18 protein-coding genes are annotated in these 18,956 nt (G+C 57.8%); 17 read left to right on the top strand and 1 reads right to left on the bottom strand.

What is annotated here, in order from left to right:
- The first annotated feature begins 6 nt into the window (after positions 1–6).
- The 4 genes from dprA to ACTG4B_RS05695 all read left to right on the top strand — a co-directional run bounded on the left by dprA (position 7) and on the right by ACTG4B_RS05695 (position 5,242).
- Positions 7–1,140, top strand: coding sequence for a DNA-processing protein DprA (gene dprA / locus ACTG4B_RS05680; RefSeq protein ID WP_439154720.1), 1,134 nt, complete (start codon positions 7–9; stop codon positions 1,138–1,140).
- Positions 1,141–1,243: 103 nt separating this feature from the next.
- The gene (gene topA / locus ACTG4B_RS05685) at positions 1,244–3,838 is read left to right on the top strand and encodes a type I DNA topoisomerase (RefSeq protein WP_439154721.1); all 2,595 of its coding nucleotides are present in this window, start codon (positions 1,244–1,246) and stop codon (positions 3,836–3,838) included.
- Positions 3,839–3,923: 85 nt separating this feature from the next.
- Positions 3,924–4,622: a CoA transferase subunit A gene (locus ACTG4B_RS05690; protein ID WP_439154722.1), complete on the top strand. Its 699-nt coding sequence runs from the start codon at positions 3,924–3,926 to the stop codon at positions 4,620–4,622.
- Positions 4,619–5,242 (top strand): 3-oxoacid CoA-transferase subunit B, encoded by a 624-nt coding sequence (locus tag ACTG4B_RS05695; protein WP_439154763.1) that lies wholly within the window; start codon positions 4,619–4,621, stop codon positions 5,240–5,242. The genes ACTG4B_RS05690 and ACTG4B_RS05695 overlap by 4 nt, the downstream gene beginning before the upstream one ends.
- Before the next feature lie 57 nt (positions 5,243–5,299).
- Here the strand turns inward: ACTG4B_RS05695 and ACTG4B_RS05700 are convergent, their stop codons facing one another.
- Complete coding sequence (locus tag ACTG4B_RS05700; protein WP_439154723.1) at positions 5,300–6,130, bottom strand: lytic transglycosylase domain-containing protein; 831 nt, start codon at positions 6,128–6,130, stop codon at positions 5,300–5,302.
- Between the two features lie 350 nt (positions 6,131–6,480).
- On the opposite strand from ACTG4B_RS05700, the gene ACTG4B_RS05705 reads away from it, so the two are divergent.
- The 13 genes from ACTG4B_RS05705 (at position 6,481) to ACTG4B_RS05765 (ending at position 18,859) form a co-directional block, all read left to right on the top strand.
- Positions 6,481–6,684 (top strand): Flp family type IVb pilin, encoded by a 204-nt coding sequence (locus ACTG4B_RS05705; RefSeq protein WP_439154724.1) that lies wholly within the window; start codon positions 6,481–6,483, stop codon positions 6,682–6,684.
- A 144-nt stretch (positions 6,685–6,828) separates the two neighbouring features.
- Positions 6,829–7,032, top strand: a complete 204-nt coding sequence (locus ACTG4B_RS05710) for a hypothetical protein (RefSeq protein ID WP_439154725.1) — start codon at positions 6,829–6,831, stop codon at positions 7,030–7,032.
- A gap of 411 nt (positions 7,033–7,443) precedes the next feature.
- Entirely contained in the window at positions 7,444–8,280 is an 837-nt protein-coding gene (gene cpaB / locus ACTG4B_RS05715) for a Flp pilus assembly protein CpaB (RefSeq protein ID WP_439154726.1), read from the top strand.
- Between the two features lie 210 nt (positions 8,281–8,490).
- Positions 8,491–9,897 (top strand): type II and III secretion system protein family protein, encoded by a 1,407-nt coding sequence (locus ACTG4B_RS05720; protein ID WP_439154727.1) that lies wholly within the window; start codon positions 8,491–8,493, stop codon positions 9,895–9,897.
- A gap of 16 nt (positions 9,898–9,913) precedes the next feature.
- Positions 9,914–10,570: an OmpA family protein gene (locus ACTG4B_RS05725; protein WP_439154728.1), complete on the top strand. Its 657-nt coding sequence runs from the start codon at positions 9,914–9,916 to the stop codon at positions 10,568–10,570.
- A gap of 257 nt (positions 10,571–10,827) precedes the next feature.
- Positions 10,828–12,072 (top strand): AAA family ATPase, encoded by a 1,245-nt coding sequence (locus ACTG4B_RS05730; protein ID WP_439154729.1) that lies wholly within the window; start codon positions 10,828–10,830, stop codon positions 12,070–12,072.
- An 11-nt stretch (positions 12,073–12,083) separates the two neighbouring features.
- Positions 12,084–13,535 (top strand): CpaF family protein, encoded by a 1,452-nt coding sequence (locus tag ACTG4B_RS05735; RefSeq protein ID WP_439154730.1) that lies wholly within the window; start codon positions 12,084–12,086, stop codon positions 13,533–13,535.
- A 5-nt stretch (positions 13,536–13,540) separates the two neighbouring features.
- Positions 13,541–14,506 carry a type II secretion system F family protein gene (locus ACTG4B_RS05740; protein ID WP_439154731.1) on the top strand — a complete coding sequence of 322 codons (966 nt, stop codon included), beginning with the start codon at positions 13,541–13,543 and terminating at the stop codon, positions 14,504–14,506.
- Between the two features lie 10 nt (positions 14,507–14,516).
- The gene (locus ACTG4B_RS05745) at positions 14,517–15,485 is read left to right on the top strand and encodes a type II secretion system F family protein (RefSeq protein ID WP_439154732.1); all 969 of its coding nucleotides are present in this window, start codon (positions 14,517–14,519) and stop codon (positions 15,483–15,485) included.
- A 37-nt stretch (positions 15,486–15,522) separates the two neighbouring features.
- On the top strand, positions 15,523–16,050 hold the full coding sequence (locus tag ACTG4B_RS05750) for a tetratricopeptide repeat protein (RefSeq protein WP_439154733.1): 528 nt from the start codon (positions 15,523–15,525) through the stop codon (positions 16,048–16,050).
- Between the two features lie 27 nt (positions 16,051–16,077).
- A complete protein-coding gene (locus ACTG4B_RS05755) occupies positions 16,078–16,932 on the top strand; it encodes a tetratricopeptide repeat protein (RefSeq protein ID WP_439154734.1) in 855 nt (284 codons plus the stop codon).
- A gap of 5 nt (positions 16,933–16,937) precedes the next feature.
- The gene (locus tag ACTG4B_RS05760; RefSeq protein WP_439154735.1) at positions 16,938–17,438 is read left to right on the top strand and encodes an A24 family peptidase; all 501 of its coding nucleotides are present in this window, start codon (positions 16,938–16,940) and stop codon (positions 17,436–17,438) included.
- 110 nt (positions 17,439–17,548) lie between these two features.
- The gene (locus ACTG4B_RS05765; protein ID WP_439154764.1) at positions 17,549–18,859 is read left to right on the top strand and encodes an ATPase; all 1,311 of its coding nucleotides are present in this window, start codon (positions 17,549–17,551) and stop codon (positions 18,857–18,859) included.
- The last annotated feature ends 97 nt before the right edge of the window (positions 18,860–18,956 follow it).

Consider the following 18,956-nt stretch of genomic DNA (forward strand, 5'->3'; position numbering starts at 1 on the left):
ATCGGGATGGTCGGACAAAATCAATCTTCCACTCACCCCCCACTCCTACCCACCACGGAAGAGGATACGGTCAACCGGCTTCGCCTATTGCGCTCTCGGCGGGTCGGGGTGATGACCTATCGGCGGTTGCTGGCCGAACATGGCAGTGCCGCCAGCGCATTGGACGCGCTGCCTGACATAGCGCGGGCGGCAGGTGTCGCGAATTATCAAACCTGCCCGGCCGCTGTTGTCATGGCCGAGATCAAGGCTGGCCGCGCGGCAGGCGCACGTCTGATCTGCGAAGGCAAGCCCGGGTATCCCACGTCCCTGTTAGATATTGCGGACGCACCGCCGATGTTTTGGACCATCGGACAGACCGACCTGCTGGCACGGCCGATGATCGCCCTTGTCGGCGCGCGCAACGCGTCGTCGTTGGGCACGCGCATGGCCAAGCGGCTGGCCGAAGAATTGACGGAGGCGGGATTTGTCGTCGTGTCCGGGCTGGCACGCGGGATCGACACCGCCGCCCACCACGGCGCATTGACCGGTGGCACCATCGCAGTGCAGGCGGGCGGCGTGGATGTGATCTATCCGGCGGAAAACACGCAGCTGGCGCATGACATTGGCAAGAACGGGTTGCGCCTGTCGGAAATGCCGATGGGGCTGCAACCGCAGGCGCGGCATTTTCCAGCCCGCAACCGGATCATATCGGGCTTGTCCCAAGCGGTCGTCGTGGTCGAAGCAGCGGCAAAATCCGGCAGCCTGATCACGGCGCGCAACGCACTCGACCAGGCGCGCGATGTGCTGGCCGTGCCGGGCCATCCGCTTGATGCGCGGGCCGCTGGCTGCAACATGCTGATCCGTGACGGGGCAATCCTGGTGCGCAACGCTGCCGATATCATTGAATCGCTGCAATCGGTCGCGCCACAGGTGGCCGAAATACCTCGCCCCCCTGCCCCGGCCCCGGTGCGGCCCCTGCGCGATACGGCCGCGCTTCATGCCGAAATCCTGGCCCGGCTTGGTCCGGCCCCCGTGGCCGAGGATCAGCTTTTGCGCGACATTGCCGCCCCTGCGACCGCTGTGGCGCCGGTGATTGTCGATCTGGAACTGGACGGCAAGATCGTTCGGCAGGCTGGTGGTTTGCTGTCGCGCAGCGTCTGACACGGTGCCGTTGCGCAACAGTTTTCAGGCTGCATTGACATTCACCAAGCACAGGCCACATCTTGCGCGACCATATTGCATGCTTTGTTGAATAAGGATTCCCATGCCAGTTGTTGTCGTCGAGTCCCCCGCCAAGGCCAAGAAAATAAACGGTTATCTTGGTAGTGGCTACACCGTTCTGGCATCCTACGGGCACGTGCGCGATCTGCCGCCCAAGGACGGTTCCGTCCTGCCGGACGACGATTTCGACATGAAATGGGAAATAGCGAGCGACAGCAAGAAACACATCAAGGCCATCGTTGATGCCCTGAAAGAGGACAACGCACTGATCCTCGCGACCGACCCCGACCGCGAAGGCGAAGCGATCAGCTGGCACCTGACCGAGGCATTGATTGCACGCAAGGCAATCAAAAAGGACACGCCCGTAAGCCGGGTCGTTTTCAACGCGATCACCAAAACGGCCGTCACCGACGCAATGAAAAACCCCCGTCAAGTCGATCAGCCGCTGGTCGAGGCCTATCTGGCCCGGCGTGCGCTGGACTATCTTGTGGGGTTTAACCTCTCACCGGTTCTGTGGCGCAAACTGCCCGGTGCCAAATCAGCAGGTCGCGTGCAGTCGGTCTGCTTGCGCATCATCGTCGAACGCGAAATGGAGATCGAGGCCTTTCGCGCCCGCGAATACTGGACCGTCAAGGCGCTGCTGGAATCGTCACGCGGCCAGACGTACGAGGCGCGGCTGACAACGCTGGCTGGCAAAAAGCTGGATAAATTCGATCTTGCCAATGAAACGCAGGCCGAAATGGCCGTGCAGGCGATCAATTCGCGCGATCTGGTCGTTACATCAGTCGAGGCGAAACCGGCGACACGCAATCCTTCGCCGCCCTTCATGACATCGACCCTGCAACAAGAGGCGAGCCGCAAATTCGGCATGGGTGCCAAGCAGACAATGTCCGTCGCCCAGCGCCTCTACGAGGCCGGCCTGATCACCTACATGCGGACCGACGGCATCGATATGGCCCCCGAGGCCGTGGTCGACACCCGCGATGCCATCAAGGCGAAATTCGGTGGCACCTACCTGCCGGATCAGCCACGCATCTACAAGAATAAGGCCAAGAATGCGCAGGAAGCCCACGAATGTATCCGGCCCACGGAAATGTCGGTGGATACGGCCGCTGCCGGGATTACCGATGCCGACCAGCGCAAATTATACGATCTGATCTACAAGCGGACCATGGCCAGCCAGATGGCCGCCGCACGCCTTGAACGCACGACCGTAGACATCGGCAGTGCTGACGGACAAGTCATATTGCGTGCAAACGGGCAGGTCATGCTGTTTGACGGCTTTATCGCCATCTACGAAGAAGGCCGTGACGACAGCGTTGTCGATGATGACGACAAACGCCTGCCCCAACTGGCCGAAGGCGAGAAAGCCGCGAAGAAAAGGATCGACCCCGAACAGCATTTCACCCAGCCCCCGCCCCGCTATACCGAGGCGACGCTGGTCAAACGCATGGAAGAACTTGGCATCGGGCGCCCGTCAACCTATGCCTCGATCGTGACGACCATCCAGGATCGCGGGTATGTGGAAAAGGACAAGAACCGTCTGGTTCCACAAGACAAGGGGCGCCTGGTCACGGCGTTTCTTGAAAACTACTTCCGCAAATACGTAGGCTATGATTTCACCGCAGATCTGGAAAACCAGCTTGACGAGGTCAGCGCGGGCCACGCGGACTATAAAAAGGTGTTGCGCCAGTTCTGGCGCGATTTTTCCGCCGCCATTGCCGAAACTGCTGATCTGCGCATCACCGAGGTGCTGGAAAAAATCAACGAGGTGCTGGAACCACATCTGTTTCCGCCAACCGAAGATGGCAGCGACCCGCGCCTTTGTCCGAACTGCGGGGCGGGCCGTCTGTCGATGCGCACGGCCCGGTCCGGTGGGGCGTTCATCGGCTGTTCGAATTATCCCGAATGCCGTTACACGCGCCCCTTTGGCCCGCCCGACCCCGAGGCAGAAGCATCGGCCATCCCCCCCGACGGCAAGCTGTTGGGCACGGATCAGGGCGACGAAATACGTGTCTTCAAGGGCCGCTTTGGCCCCTATGTGCAACGCGGCGCAGCAACCGAAGAAACCCCCAAACCGCCGCGCCAGTCCATTCCCAAGGAATGGGAGCCCGAAGAACTTGACCTTGAACATGCGCTGATGCTGTTGTCGCTGCCGCGCGAAATCGGTCCCCACCCGGACGACGGGGTGATGGTCTGGGCGAATATCGGCCGCTATGGCCCTTACCTCAAACACGCGCCCAGCACATCAGACAGGGGCGGCACCAATGCCAATCTTGACGGCATCGACGAAGTGTGGACCGTGGGCATGAACCGCGCGGTGCAGTTGCTGGCGGAAAAGGTCGCCTCGCGCGGTGCGCGTGGCAAGGCCGCCACCCCGATCCGCGAATTGGGCGAACACCCGCAGGCTGGCGGGCCGGTCAATATTTATGACGGCAAATATGGGCCCTATGTGAAATGGGAAAAGATCAACGCGACGATCCCCGACACCATCACCCCCGATGATCTGACGATGGCGCAGGCGGTTGATCTGATTGACGAACGGGCGGCCAAGTCGGGCAAGAAGGTTGCCAAAAAGAAACCAGCGGCTAAGAAAAAACCTGCGGCCAAGCGAAAGCCCGCAGCAAAGAAAGGCTAGTCTACGCTGCGCCGCAGCATGTGAATTGACTTTGGTTGCGACCGGGGTCAGGGTTTCGCGCGAAGCACAAATGGGGATAAAGTCCATGAAAAAGATATACGGCTCGGCGGGCGAAGCGCTGGACGGTTTGTTGCATGACGGCATGTTCATCGCGGCAGGCGGGTTCGGCCTTTGCGGCATTCCAGAACTGCTGCTTGCAGCGATCAAGGATGCAGGCACAAAGGATCTGACCTTTGCCTCGAACAATGCCGGCGTCGATGATTTCGGCATCGGCATCCTGCTGCAAACCCGGCAGGTCAAAAAGATGATCAGTTCATATGTCGGTGAAAACGCTGAATTCATGCGGCAATATCTGTCAGGCGAACTGGAGCTGGAATTCAACCCGCAGGGCACGCTGGCCGAGCGGATGCGCGCGGGGGGCTGCGGCATCCCGGGGTTTTATACAAAAACCGGCGTTGGCACCGTGATTGCCGATGGCAAGGAACACAAGGAATTCAACGGCGACACCTATATTCTGGAACAAGGCATCGTGGCGGATCTGGCGATCGTGAAGGCCTGGAAGGCGGATGAAACCGGCAATCTGATCTTTCGCAAGACTGCCCGCAACTTTAACCCCCCCGCAGCGATGTGCGGCAAGACCTGCGTCGTCGAGGTCGAAGAAATCGTGCCCACAGGCAGTCTTGACCCCGATCACATCCACCTGCCCGGCATCTATGTGCATCGGATCATCCAGGGCGACCATGAAAAGCGTATCGAACAGCGCACCGTGCGGGAGAAAGCATAATGTGGGATCGCAACCAAATGGCCGAACGGGCCGCGCAGGAACTGGAAGACGGGATGTATGTGAACCTCGGCATCGGGATACCGACGCTGGTGGCCAACTACGTCGGCGACAAGGATATCACGCTGCAATCCGAAAACGGCATGCTGGGCATGGGCCCCTTCCCCATCGAAGGTGAAGAAGACCCCGACCTGATCAATGCGGGCAAGCAGACCATCACCGAACTGAACCGCACCGCCTATTTCGACAGTGCCACGTCGTTCGGGATGATCCGTGGTGGCAAGATCGCCGCAGCGATCCTGGGCGCGATGGAGGTATCTGAAACCGGCGATCTGGCAAACTGGATGATTCCCGGAAAGCTGGTCAAGGGGATGGGCGGCGCGATGGATCTGGTCGCGGGTGTAGGTCGTGTGATCGTGATCATGGACCACACCAACAAGCACGGGCAAAGCAAGGTGCTAAAGAACTGCACCCTGCCGCTGACAGGCAAGGCCGTGGTGGACCGCATCATCACCAACCTTGGCGTGCTGGATGTGACCCACAAGGGCCTGCATATCCAGGAACTGGCCCCCGGTGTGACCCGCGAAGCCATGATCGCCGCCACCGAAGCGAAAATTGTATGATCAAAAGGGCGTTGCAGCATCTGGCCGCAACGTCCTCTTTTTGTCCGCTCTGCCCGGTCAGATGCCGTTGACGTTAAAGACGCAGCCATCCGTGATCAGTTCCGGCGGGGTCCGGCACAGCCCCTTTGCAACCTGCCAAGCCGCCAGCACCTTGGGCACATAGGCGCGCGTTTCGGCAAAGGGCGGCACACCTTCATGGCGCGCGACATTGCCCTCGCCTGCGTTATAGCCTGCCAGCACAAGGACCGGGTCATTCCCGAAATGCCCCAAAAGCCAATCCAGATAGGCGACACCGCCCTTGATGTTTTGCCCCGCATCCATGCTGTCGGACACGCCAAAGCGTGCGGCGGTCGCGGGCATCAGTTGCATCAGGCCTTGCGCGCCCGCACTGCTGACAGCATCCAGACGCCCGGCGCTTTCGACGGCAATGACGGCCAGCACCAGCGCAGGGGACACTTTGGTGCCAACGGTTTCCTTGAGGATCGCCGTGCCATGTGCCGCTGCAATGTCTTGCAGTCCTTGCAGGCGCGGTGCCGGTACGCGAACGCCCGACGGAGGGCTGTTGATCTGTGCCATCGCCAGTTCCAAACGGCCCGGGCCCGCGTCAAACAGGCTGGGCGAAACGCCTGCCCAGAACCATTCCATCCCGGACCGCACGGGCGGGATTGCTGCGTTACTGGTTGGCGGAAGGGCTGGCGTGGCATAGACCGGCCCCAATCTGGGTGCATCGGGGTCAATCTGCACGGTGATCCGGTTCCGGGTTCCCGGCGCAGGCACCGTGACACGCTTGGCCGAAAAATCCGGCAACAGTCGTAACACCTCGGCCATTGCCGGCGGCGCCCCCAGGGACAGGGCCCAAGCGATCAAGACAATGATCTTGCGGTTCATTTTCTGCGCTGCCCATCGTGTCTGTTTCCCTGATCATGGCAGAAAACCGCCCTGTGGCCACCGAAACCGGGACAATTTTGGCAATTTGGCCGTATTGCGGGCTTTTCAGCAACGTCAGCACGCAGAACGCGGTATCCGCTGTAGGAATTTACCTATTATTATCAGGATTTTATCAATTTTTTCGACCGGTTATCAAAAGGACATGAAAAAAAAGAGTTCGTGCCAAACTCCCGCCCCATTCGCTTGGCTATATAGGCACATCCAAAGACGGGGCAGCGTATCTTGTTAGTTTGCAGGACACCCGGCCAGGAACAGAACAAACATCAGCGATACCCTGAGGAGGGAACACAATGCTTAACTTTATCAAAAACTTCCGCAATGACGAAGACGGCGCAGTCACAGTTGACTTCGTGGTCCTGACCGCAGCCATCGTTCTGCTGGGCCTGCTGGTCGGCAACACGCTCCGCACCGGCGCCACTGAACTGGCCACCGACATCACGACCGACCTGCAAGGCATCGATCCGAGCAACTCGGCTACGTTTGCAGCACAGTAAATTTGTTAAAGGCCGCGTCGGATTACGACGCGGCCTTTCTACATCTCCATGGATTGCCACAGGGCAAAGCATGGCCGCTCGATCAAGCGTCACGTGACACATCATAAGGTGAACGTTGTGCAGGAAAATCACCGGCAGGTATTCATGACAAAAGCCATTCAGACGTTCGTCGGCGATGAAGATGGCGCAGTCACACTGGATTTTGTGGTTCTGACTGCTGCAATCGCGCTTATGTCGCTTACCTTTATTCCGGCCCTGCGCGGCGGCGCCACCAAAATTGCCACTGAAGTCTCAACCGACATGCAAGCCATTGATCCAGGCAACTCGGCCACGTTTGTCGCAAAATAACTCTGCCAAAGGCGCGCTCTGATCACGACGGGGCATTTCTGCATCACCATGGCGTGCTGCAAGTCAAGATATCGCCGCCCTTTCAAGCGCCATGCGACGCGCAAAAAAACGACCGTTGTGCAAAAAACCGCCTTGATATCAAAGGACGGCATTGATTGGTCAACACCCTGAATATCTCTGCCCGCGACGATTGCGCTCTGTCTTTCCGCTATGCTGTTGAAGACGGGCGTTATTATTGTTTTAACGTGATTTGCTTAAATATGGACCTCAATCGGTGCGGGTGTTATCCGTGGGGCGTGTGCGATGTAGTGCGATGTTGATTGCTTTACGTTGGGCAAAATAATCATGACCTGACATTCGGTGCCGGCCACAGGTCCGAAGGCCGGTGATACTTGAAAAGAGGTGGGCACGATGCGTGCAGTATTTGGTTTGGTGCTATTGATCGGTATGGGCCTTGCGGGTTTTGCCGTTTACATGGTGAAGGGTTATTTTGATACCCAGTCCGTCCAGTTGCAGCGCGAACGCGCGCGTGCGGCTTCTGCTATCGTGACGGTCGATGTCTACGCCCCGACGCGGGCGCTGACCTATGGTGAGCTGCTGATGCCAGAGGATGTCCAGCTGATAAAATATGCACGGGATTTTCTGCCCGAAGGTGTTTTCCAGACCGAAGAAGCGTTGTTTCCCGCCGGGCTGGATACGCCACGCGTGGTGGTTCTGCCCATGCAGATCAACGAACCGATCATGGCAAACAAGGTCACTGAACCCGGTGCCAGCCGCGGCCTGACGGCACTTGTCGAGCCGGGCATGCGGGCGTTTCCGATTTCCGGTCGTGTGGCTTCGGGGTTTGGCGCGTTGCGCCCCGGTGACAGGATTGACGTTTACTGGACAGGGTTGTTGCGCAACGGGGCCGAGGTCACGAATCTTTTGAAGTCCGGGCTTCAGATCATTGCCGTCACCGGTGACCAGTCAGAGCGTGGGGGGCCGCAAAACGTGGTTGTCCAGGTCACACCCGAGGAAGTGGCCCTGCTGACGCAGGCCGATAACAGTGGCGCCTTGACGCTGTCACTTGTCGGTGCGGGGGATGAGGCGACCGTGGGGGCGATCCAGGTAGACAACCAACAGATCACCGGCGAACAGGATGCCGTGGTCGAGGCCGCACCGGAACCCGAGCCAGAGGAAGAAAAGTGCTTTATCATTCAGCGCAGCGGAACGGAGCGGGTGCAGGTCGAGATTGAATGCGCCGACTGATCCCTATCGAAATCAGGCACTAGATGAGGCGCGTCCGGGGTGATCCGGGCGCGTTTTGTAGTGGCCGGGGCGAATGTGTTGCCCGTTATCCACATCCGATTCGCCCTCCAACGCATTGATTATTGCAATAAATGGGGAACTGCCCCATGGTGATCCGATAGCGGGCATCCAAGACCCAAAATGAGGCGTGATCGGAGAGGCAGGTCACTTATGACATATAATAGACTTATGAAGGCTGCATTAATGGGCCTGACGGTGTCGCTTGCTGCGGCGCCTATGGCGGCAACGGCGGAAACACTGCGCGTGCTGAATGGCCCCGCATCGACAAGCCTGAACGTCCCGATGAGCAGGGCGATCGTTGTCGAAAGTGATGTTCCATTTGCAGAATTATCCATTGCGAACCCCGGTATTGCTGACATTTCGTCCTTGTCGGACCGCACGATCTACGTGCTGGGGAAAGAGCCGGGACGCACCACACTGACCCTTTTGGGCGCAGATGGCAGGCTGATCGCCAACGTCGAGGTGCAGGTTTCACCCGATATGAGCGAATTCAAGGAACGGTTGACGCAGATCCTCCCCGGGGAGGATATCGAGGTGCGCACTGCGAACGATGGCATCGTGCTGTCCGGCACAGTCAGTTCCATCGCGCGGCTTGACCGGGCGCTGGAACTTGCAAATCGCTACGCCCCCGACCGGGTGTCCAACCTGATGAGCGTTGGCGGCACCCAGCAGGTCATGTTGCAGGTCCGATTTGCGGAAATGCAGCGGTCTGTGCGTAAATCGCTGTCCAGCTCGCTGGCGTTCAACGGAACTGGGTTCAACAATAAGGCCCTGATCGATGGCGGCAGCGGTAGCGGTAGCTTGACCAACATTCCCGCAAATCTGACCCCTGCCGGCGACAGCAACGGCGCCATCACCTTTGGCTTCGATGTCGGCAGCCTCGAGGTTGGCTTGCTGCTCGAAGCGCTGGAATCGCGCGGCGTCGTCCGGACACTGGCAGAGCCGAATCTGACCGCGCTTAGCGGGCAGAGCGCCAGTTTTCTGGCGGGTGGCGAATATCCCATCCCGGTTTCGGACGATGGCGACATCACGGTTGAATTCAAACCCTTCGGCATCGAGCTGAACTTCATCCCCACCGTGGTCGATGACGATATCATCAACCTTGAACTGCAGGCTGCCGTTTCGGCGGTCGACACCACAAATGCCTTTCAGGCTGGCGGGATCACCATCAACGCATTCTCGCGGCGTGAAACCAAGACCACTGTTGAAATGCGCGACGGCGAAAGTTTTGCGATTGCCGGGCTGCTGCAAGACGACTTTCGGGATCTGAACGGCCAGGTGCCATGGATCGGCGACATTCCGGTTCTGGGGGCCCTGTTCCGCAGTGCCGAATATGAACGGCAGCAGACAGAGCTGGTCATCATCGTGACACCGCATCTGGTTTCACCGACCCGCGGGGCCGCGCTTGCACTGCCGACGGATCGTGTGCGGCCACCATCCGAGGCAGATCTTTTCCTGCTTGGCAAAACCGTCGCCGGAAATGGCCCATCGGGTAGCGCAGGTGAAGTAGCGCGTCAGGACTTTAGCGGGTCCTACGGCTATGTCCTGGACGAATGAATTGGAGCACAGGTCAATGAAAACTCTCATCACTACTGCGTTGGCTGTTGCGCTTCTTGCGGGATGTGCAGAACAGGACGCAAACGACTTCACCGCGCTTCAAAACGAAGCAGGTGCTGTTCTTGACAACGGTACGTTCGGCAATGCCACGATGAACAACGTGCAGCTGCAAAGCAACCAGCAGGAATACACCATCAATCTGGCGCGTCGTTTCGCATCTGAAGTGAATTCGACCGTGAACTTTGCCTTTAACAAGGCCGATCTGGATGCAAACGCCCGCGCGACGTTGATGCGACAGGCCGATTGGATCCGCCAGTTCCCAGAGGTGCGGTTCCGGGTTTACGGGCACACCGATCTTGTCGGCAGCCAGGCCTACAACCGGTCACTCGGGCTGCGGCGCGCGCAGGCTGTCGTGGCCTTCCTGACAGCGCAGGGCATTGATCGCAGCCGGCTAGAGGCTGTTGCCTCTTTTGGTGAAACACAGCCCATCGTGCAAACCGAAAGCCGCGAACGCCGCAACCGGCGCACCGTGACAGAGGTGTCCGGCTTCGTGGAAACTGATCCGATGCTCTTGAACGGCAAATATGCACAGGTCATCTTTCGCGAATATGTGGAAAGCGCCAGCTATCCAACGCGTGTCACCGACACAGCTGGTTTTGCCGACGGCGAATGATCTGCCATCTGTATTTATGACGAACTTTACGCCGGGCCCTGTGTCCGGCGTAAACATTTCAGCATATTATCAAAGATAGTAGCGAAATTTCGCACAATTGCGCTTTTTGGTCGAATTCTCGACATGATTGTTCAGCATAGTTTCTTCACGGCGGCACTGCCGTCTTTGAAGAGGCGGGCCTGGTAAATGTCTGTTGATTGTGTGCGTGTTAAACGGGTGCTTCAGCGATACCGCCAAACAGATGAGGACACGAAACGATGAGCACAGAGCCGGTCGTCCAACACGATCCCCCACAAATCGTCGCCTGCACGATCAGCCGGGACGTGCAACTTTTTGATCTGCTGATCGAAGATATGGAATCCGCGCTTGGTGATTCTTGGGGCGATCTGAGTTTTGATGACGCCGTCACGTTTCTGGGGCAGCCGGAATCGCATGGTTTACAGTTTGTCACCATCGCGATGGATGCCCAAGACGAAGACAATATAGATACCGTGACAGATGTCATTGCCGCCGCCAAGCAGGCCGGGATCAAGGTCATTCTGATTGCCGAAGACGTCAGCCCGACCGCCCTGCACCAGCTATTGCGCCAGGGTGGTGATGAGTTTGTTCCATATCCACTGCCTGAAAACGAACTTGCCCGCGCCATCGAGCGTGTGCTGACTGCGACCCCCGAACGCCCTGCACAAGCCACAGACGCCCAACACAAGAAAACGGGCGACCGTTCAGGGGTCATTATCCCCGTTCAGGGCTTGGCTGGCGGGACGGGCGCGACCATGATGGCCGTCAATCTGGCCTGGGAACTGGCCAACATCGACAAGGATGACCCACCTCTTGTCTGTCTTCTTGATCTGGATTTTCAGTTTGGCACCGCCGCGACCTATCTTGACCTGCCGCGCCGTGAAGCTGTGCTTGAAATGTTGACTGACACCGAGACAATGGATTCCGAGGCTTTCACCCAGGCCATGCTGACCTATGAACAAAAGCTGCATGTGCTGACATCGCCAACGGATATGATCCCGCTCGACATGATCAGCCCCGATGACATCAGCCGCCTGATCGACATGGCACAGTCGAATTTCGACTATGTTATCATCGACATGCCGACCACGATGGTCGAATGGTCGCAGACCGTGCTGGAGGCGGCGCATGTCTACTTCGCGATGATCGAGCTTGATATGCGGTCGGCCCAGAACACGCTGCGGATCAAACGTGCGCTTCAATCCGAGGATTTACCGTTCGAAAAGCTGCGTTTCATATTGAACCGCGCACCCGGTTTCACCGACCTCAACGGCAAAAGCCGCGTCAAGCGCCTTGCTGACAGCCTTGGCATCTCGATCGAGGTTCTGTTGCCGGACGGTGGCAAGCAAGTCGCGCAAAGCGGTGATCATGGCACACCGATGGCTGTCGGACTTGCCAAGAATCCGCTGCGCAAGGAAATTATGAAACTCGCGAAATCCCTGCATGCGGTCAACCAGGCCGACACAGCCGAAGCCAGAGCGTAAGAGGCACACACATGTTTTCAAAATACAAGAAACCGGCAGTTGGGAAAAATGGGACGGCAAATGCTACAGCCGCCAAGACACCCGTGACACCGGCACAGGCCCCCATCGTCGAAGAGCCGCGCAAGAACCTGATGAAGTCCATGCCGATCCGCCCCGCCGAGGTTGGCGCGCATGACAAGGAAAAGCGCCGCAAGGAGCGTCTGGGTGAAATCAAGCTGGAACTGCACAAGGCCCTGCTGGATAACCTGAACCTTGCAGCGCTTGACACGGCAACAGAGCAGGAACTGCGCACCGAAATCAACGCCATCGCAAACGAAACCCTTGAGGATATGGGCGTCGTCCTGAACCGCGACGAGCGACAGACGCTGAGCCAGGACTTGTTCTTTGAGGTCACCGGCCTCGGCCCGCTGGAAACCCTGCTGAAAGACGACAGCGTCAACGATATCTTGGTAAACGGGCCCCAGCAGATCTTTGTCGAACGCGATGGCAGACTGCAACTGACCGACATCACCTTCAAGGATGAACGCCATCTGCTGCGGATCATCGACAAGATCGTATCAGCGGTGGGCCGGCGTGTTGACGAAAGCAACCCCTATGTGGACGCCCGCCTTGCCGACGGTTCGCGTTTCAACGCGATGGTCCCGCCAATTGCTGTCGATGGCAGCCTTGTGTCCATTCGTAAGTTCAAGAAAGACAAGCTCGGTATCGAAGAGCTGGTGAAGTTCGGCGCCTTTACCGAAGAAATGGCCGCCTATCTTCAGGCGGCCGTGTCCACACGGTTGAACATCATCGTGTCGGGCGGGACGGGCTCGGGCAAGACCACAACGCTGAACGCGTTGTCAGGCTTTATCGACGACGCCGAACGCATCCTGACGATCGAGGATACGGCCGAACTCCAACTGCAACAGACCCATGTGGGGCGGATGGAAAGCCGCCCGCCCAACGTAGAAGGCAAAGGCGGCGTATCCCAGCGCGACTGTCTGAAAAACGCCCTGCGGATGCGCCCTGACCGGATCATCGTGGGGGAAACCCGGGGCGAGGAAGTCATCGACATGTTGCAGGCGATGAACACCGGCCACGACGGATCCATGACCACGATCCACGCCAACAGCGCCCGCGACGGTGTATCGCGTCTGGAAAACATGATTGCGATGGCGGGCATTGAGATGCCGATCAAGGCGATGCGCAGCCAGATTTCATCGGCTGTGAACCTGATCGTGCAGGCCTCGCGTCTACAGGATGGCTCGCGCCGGATGACATCAATCACCGAAATCACCGGCATGGAAGGCGATGTCATCTCGATGCAGGAAATCTTTCGATATCAACGGGTTGGCCTGACACCAGACAACAAGATCATTGGCCACTTCACGGCGACCGGCGTGCGCAGCCACTTTTCCGAACGCTTCAAACTTTGGGGCTATGACCTGCCCCCCGCCATTTTTGAACCCATGGTCGCGGAGTAACTGATATGATTTCAGCAGAACCGCTTATCTACGTCATCATATTTGTTGCCGTGCTGGCACTGGTTCAGGGCGCATACCTTGTCATTTTTGGCAAATCCATCAGCATGGATGGCAAGGTGAACCGCCGGCTGGACATGCTGGACAAGGGTGGCAACCGCGAACAAGTGCTTGACCAGCTCCGCAAGGAGATGACCCAGCACATGAAATCGCAAAGCATCCCCATCTATTCGTTGCTTGCTAACAAGGCACAAAAGGCCAACATCGCCTTTACCCCTGCACAGATCATACTTGTGATGATACTTGTCAGCGCGGCCGCATTTGTCATGTTGACGGTCATGACGGACGTCAGCGTAGCCGTGCGTGCACTGGTTGCTGTGCTGATGGGGGTTGGCGGCGTCTATACCTGGATCAGCCGCAAGGCCAAGAAACGGATGGACATGATCGCCGAACAGCTGCCAGAAGCGGTCGAGCTGATGGTGCGTTCCTTGCGCGTTGGCCACCCGTTTTCCTCTGCTGTCGCGATCGTCGCCCGAGAGGTGCCGGACCCGCTGGGCACCGAAATGGGTATGATATCGGACGAGGCTGCATATGGCCGCGACATGGGTGAAACTCTCAAGGCAATGGCAGAGCGCCTGGACATTCAGGATTTGCGCTTTCTTGCGGTGGCTGTGACGATCCAGCAGACATCAGGCGGTAACCTTGCGGAAATTCTTGACGGCCTTGCCAAAGTGATCCGCGCCCGGTTCCGGTTGTTCCGCCGCGTGGCCGCCATCACGGCCGAGGCGAAATGGTCTGGCAAATTGCTGTCGGGCTTTCCCGTTCTGGCGCTGATCGGAATCAACCTCGTGCAGCCGGATTATTTCGACGAAGTGATGGAAAGCCCTCTTTTCATTCCAGCGGTTCTGGTTGTCGCGGCGTTTCTTGTGATCAACCTGATTGTCATGCGCGCATTGGTCGACATCAAAGTCTGAGGAGACGTCAATGGAAGCCATCCAAACCATCATTACCGACACATTAGGCCCCTTCGGCCCACTGATGATTGTCGGGCTTTTGGGGGTGTTCTTGATCCTGATCACCCTGCCTGTGTTGCTCAAGCGCGAGGTTGATCCGCTGGACAAGCTCAAGGCCAGCAACCGGGCGAACACCGATAAACCGACCAAGGGCGAGAAGCTGCGTGCGCCGACAAGCAAGGACAAGCTTGAAAAATATTCCAACTTTCTCGAACCGCAGAACGCCGAAGAATACAGCGCCGTCAAGCTCAAGCTTTTGCAGGCAGGCTATCGCGGCAAGAACTCTGTGCGCATCTACCATTTTGCGCAGTTCGCACTGGGGATTCTGGGGCTCACGCTGGGCGGAATCTATGCGCTGTTGCAATCCATGCAGGGCACGGTTGCGACTCAGGAACTGGCCATCATGATCATGGGTCCGGGCGGCGCGGGATATATCTTGCCGAAATATTGGGTCACACGCCGTCAGGCCATTCGCAAGGTCGCGATCACCAACGGGTTTCCCGACAGTCTGGACATGATGCTGGTGTGTGTTGAAGCCGGGCAATCCATGGACCAATCCATCATTCGGGTCGCCAATGAGCTTAAGTCCGGTTTCCCGGAACTTGCAGAGGAATTCGAAATCGTAAGTCAGGAAATCAAAGCAGGCAAGGACAAGAACAGCGTCCTCAAGGACATGTCGGAACGGGCAGGTGTTCAGGATATTTCCAGCTTTGTCACGGTGCTGGTCCAATCGCAGCAGTTCGGCACATCCATTGCCGATGCGCTACGGGTCTATGCCTCGGAAATGCGGGACAAACGTGTCATGCGCGCCGAAGAGGCGGCCAACAAGCTGCCCACCAAGATGACGCTGGCGACCATGATGTTGACGGTGCCGCCTTTGATGGCCATTCTGATCGGACCATCGATCTATTCGATCGTAAACAACCTTGGGGGCGGTTGATTTCATGCAGGGACGGCGGGCCGCTTTCGGTCTGGTTATGATTGTTCTGGCCGCCTGTTCCTCAGGCGGCTTTGACCGTTCAGACGATGCTGTCTTTGCCCCTGGCGTTGCCGGCCCATCTGATATTGACGGGCTGATCGTCGGCCATCGGCTGATGGGGGCCGGCGAATATGATCTGGCGCTCAAGGCGTACAATCGCGCGGCAGCCCAACAGGGGCTGAATGTGGATACCATGTCGGCGATCGGATCGGCCAACCTCAACCTAGGACGGCTCAATCAGGCCGAACGCTGGCTGCGCCGCGCCACACAAGAAGACCCCGGTTTCCCCCCAGCCTGGAACAATCTGGGTGTGGTTTTGATGGAAAAGGGCCAAGCCAGCGAAGCAAGCGAGGTTTTCCGCCGCGCGTATGCCGCAGATAATGGAAATTCGGACGAAATTCGCGACAATCTGCGCCTGGCGCTCGAAAATTTGGCAAATCCCGGCAATATTGTGTTAGAGAAATCTCAGGACTACAATTTGATCCGGCGTGGCGCAGGCGATTTTGTGCTGATGACGGACCTATAGGCAAGAGCAGCAAAAGGACGCAGAAACATGCGCCACCCCATTATTCTGACGCTATGCGCGGCGGCGTTCGGCCTGTCCGCCTGTGAAAAATCCGGCGACGCAGAGGTTGAACGGGCCCTGCAAGACCTGAATGTCGTCGATGAATCAAATCTGAACGATGTGATGCTGACGGTGGGCGACCCGGACGAGGCTGTCGCCTATTTCAGCCGGGCAAACGCCAGCGACCCGGGCCGGATCGATTTGCAGCGTGGGCTTGCGAAATCGTTGATCCGCGCCGGGCGCAACCCCGAAGGCGCCGCCGCATGGGAGGTCGTGACCATCCATGAAGACGCTGAAAATACCGACAGCGTTGAACTGGCCGATGCACTGATCCGCAATAACCGCTGGGATGATGCCGCAGCCACGCTGAACACGATCCCCCCCACCTTTGAAACCTTCAAGCGCTACCGCCTGGAGGCGATGGTCGCGGACAGCAAGCAGCAATGGGAAAAAGCGGACAGTTTTTATGAAACCGCCGCAGGCCTGACGACCCGGCCGGCAAGCGTTTATAACAACTGGGGCTTTTCGAAATTGACGCGCGGTGACTATCCCGCAGCAGAGCGGCTGTTTGTCGATGCACTGCGTTACAACAGTGATGTGTTTACCGCCAAGAACAACCTTGTTCTGGCCCGTGGCGCCCAGCGCAATTATACTTTGCCGGTCGTGCCGATGACCCAGATTGAACGCGCCCAACTCCTGCACACCATGGCGCTGGCAGCGATCAAGCAGAACGATGTCACAATCGGTAAATCGCTGTTAAACGATGCAATCGAAACGCACCCCCGATTCTTCCCCGAAGCCGTCCGCGCGCTCGAGGCGCTTGACGCCAACGTGATAAACTGAACCTCATGGAACTTACGGCATACGCGGCTTTTTGGTTCCTGCCAGCCGTCATTCCCATCGCGATCTATGTCTCGTGGAGCGACATGAGCACGATGAAAATTCCCAACAAGGCTGTCATGGCGCTTGTCATCGCTTTTGCTGTGCTGGGGCTGTTTGCATTCCCTTTCCAGACATATCTTTGGCAGTGGACGCATCTTGTCGTCGCCCTTGTGGCCGGAATGGGCTTGAATGCGGCGCGCGTCATGGGGGCCGGTGATGCAAAATTCATCGCTGGTGCGGCCCCGATGCTGGGTGTCGGTGACCTAAGGTTGATCGTGTTGCTTTTCGCGTCTTGTCTGTTGGCCGGCTTTGCGGCTCACCGCATCGCAAAACACACTGGCCTGCGCAAATTTGTCCCCACCTGGCAAAGCTGGGAAAGCGGAAAACGCTTCCCCATGGGATTTCCGCTGAGTATGACGCTGCTTTTCTACCTTATCTTGGTCGCAATTTTTCGAACCCCCGGATGATAATGCCTTGGACTAGTGCATGTTTGTTCACGATTTCGCCATAATGCACTGCGATGCATGATCCATGCGGGGTTGACGCGAACCCCGGGTCAAGAATGGGCGAAAGAGTCATGAACATGCAATCCACCAGCGTTCTTGCCCCCCCGGCGCCGCGCAGTCTTGATGCGATGCAGCTGCCAAGGGCGATGATGCGCGACATCCTGATCAAGACGATGTTTCGCATGAATCTGGAACTTGTGTCGCACATCAGCCGTGCAGTGTGCCTGCCGGTGCCTGTGACACAGGAACTGGTGGATATGGCCCGCAGTCAACTGCTGGTCGAGGCGACAGGCACCCTGAACGCCAACAATGGCAACGAAATGGGTTATCAGCTAACGGATGCCGGACGCGCCCGCGCGCTTGATGCGGCAAGCCAGTCGGAATATTTCGGCCCTATGCCCGTCCCGCTTGCGGTCTATCGCGAGCAGATCGCACGACAGTCCATTCGCAACATCCAGATCACCCGCGATCAGCTATCTACCGCAATGGGTCATCTGATCCTGCCCGATGATCTGCTTTCAAACCTTGGCCCGGCTGTCAGTGCTGGCCGATCGATCCTGATGTATGGCCCCCCCGGAAACGGGAAATCCTCGATTTCGAACGGGATCAGAAACGCCTTGGGCGACAAGATCTATGTGCCGCGTGCAATTGAATATTCCGGTCAGGTCATCACGGTTTATGATCCTATCGTCCATTCGGCCGCCGAGGATGACGTGGACGATCCCAACAGCCTGCGCCGTACATCCGGGCGGTTTGACACGCGTTATGTGCGCTGCGAACGCCCGACGGTCATCACCGGCGGTGAATTGTCCCTGTCGATGCTCGATCTGGTCTACAATCCGACCGCCCGCACCTATCAGGCCCCGTTACAGCTGAAATCCACCGGCGGCATCTTTATCGTGGACGACCTTGGCCGTCAGGCCGAACCGCCGCAGACGCTTGTCAACCGCTGGATCGTGCCGCTGGAAGAAAACAAGGATATCCTTGCGCTGCAATCGGGTGAAAAATTCGAAGTGCCGTTCGACACGCTGGTGATCTTTTCAACCAACTTTCACCCCAATGCGATCTTTGATAAGGCGGCGTTGCGCAGGATTTTCTATAAGATCAAGATCGACGGACCAAACCAAGAGGATTTCCTGAAGATCTTTGCGCTGGTCGCACGCCAGCGCAAGATGCCCCTCGATGAAGCGACATTGATTCACTTGCTGAACGTGCGATATCCCGAGATCGACAACACCTATGCGAACTATCAGCCCGTGTTCCTGATTGATCAGATGATTTCAATCTGCGACTTCGAAGGCATCCCCTATCAGATGTCACCAGAACTGGTCGACCGGGCCTGGGCCAACATGTTCGTCAAGGAAGAAGAGATTGTGCGCTGACCAGTACCCTCAGTTTTTGAGACATTCCCAAGCAACTGGCTTCCCTCGACGTTGAGGGAAGCCTTTTTTCTTTTGAGAGGCGCAGCCTTGAAAAAGA

The sequence above is a fragment of the Yoonia sp. genome (assembly GCF_965660735.1).
Taxonomy (GTDB): Bacteria; Pseudomonadota; Alphaproteobacteria; order Rhodobacterales; family Rhodobacteraceae; genus Yoonia.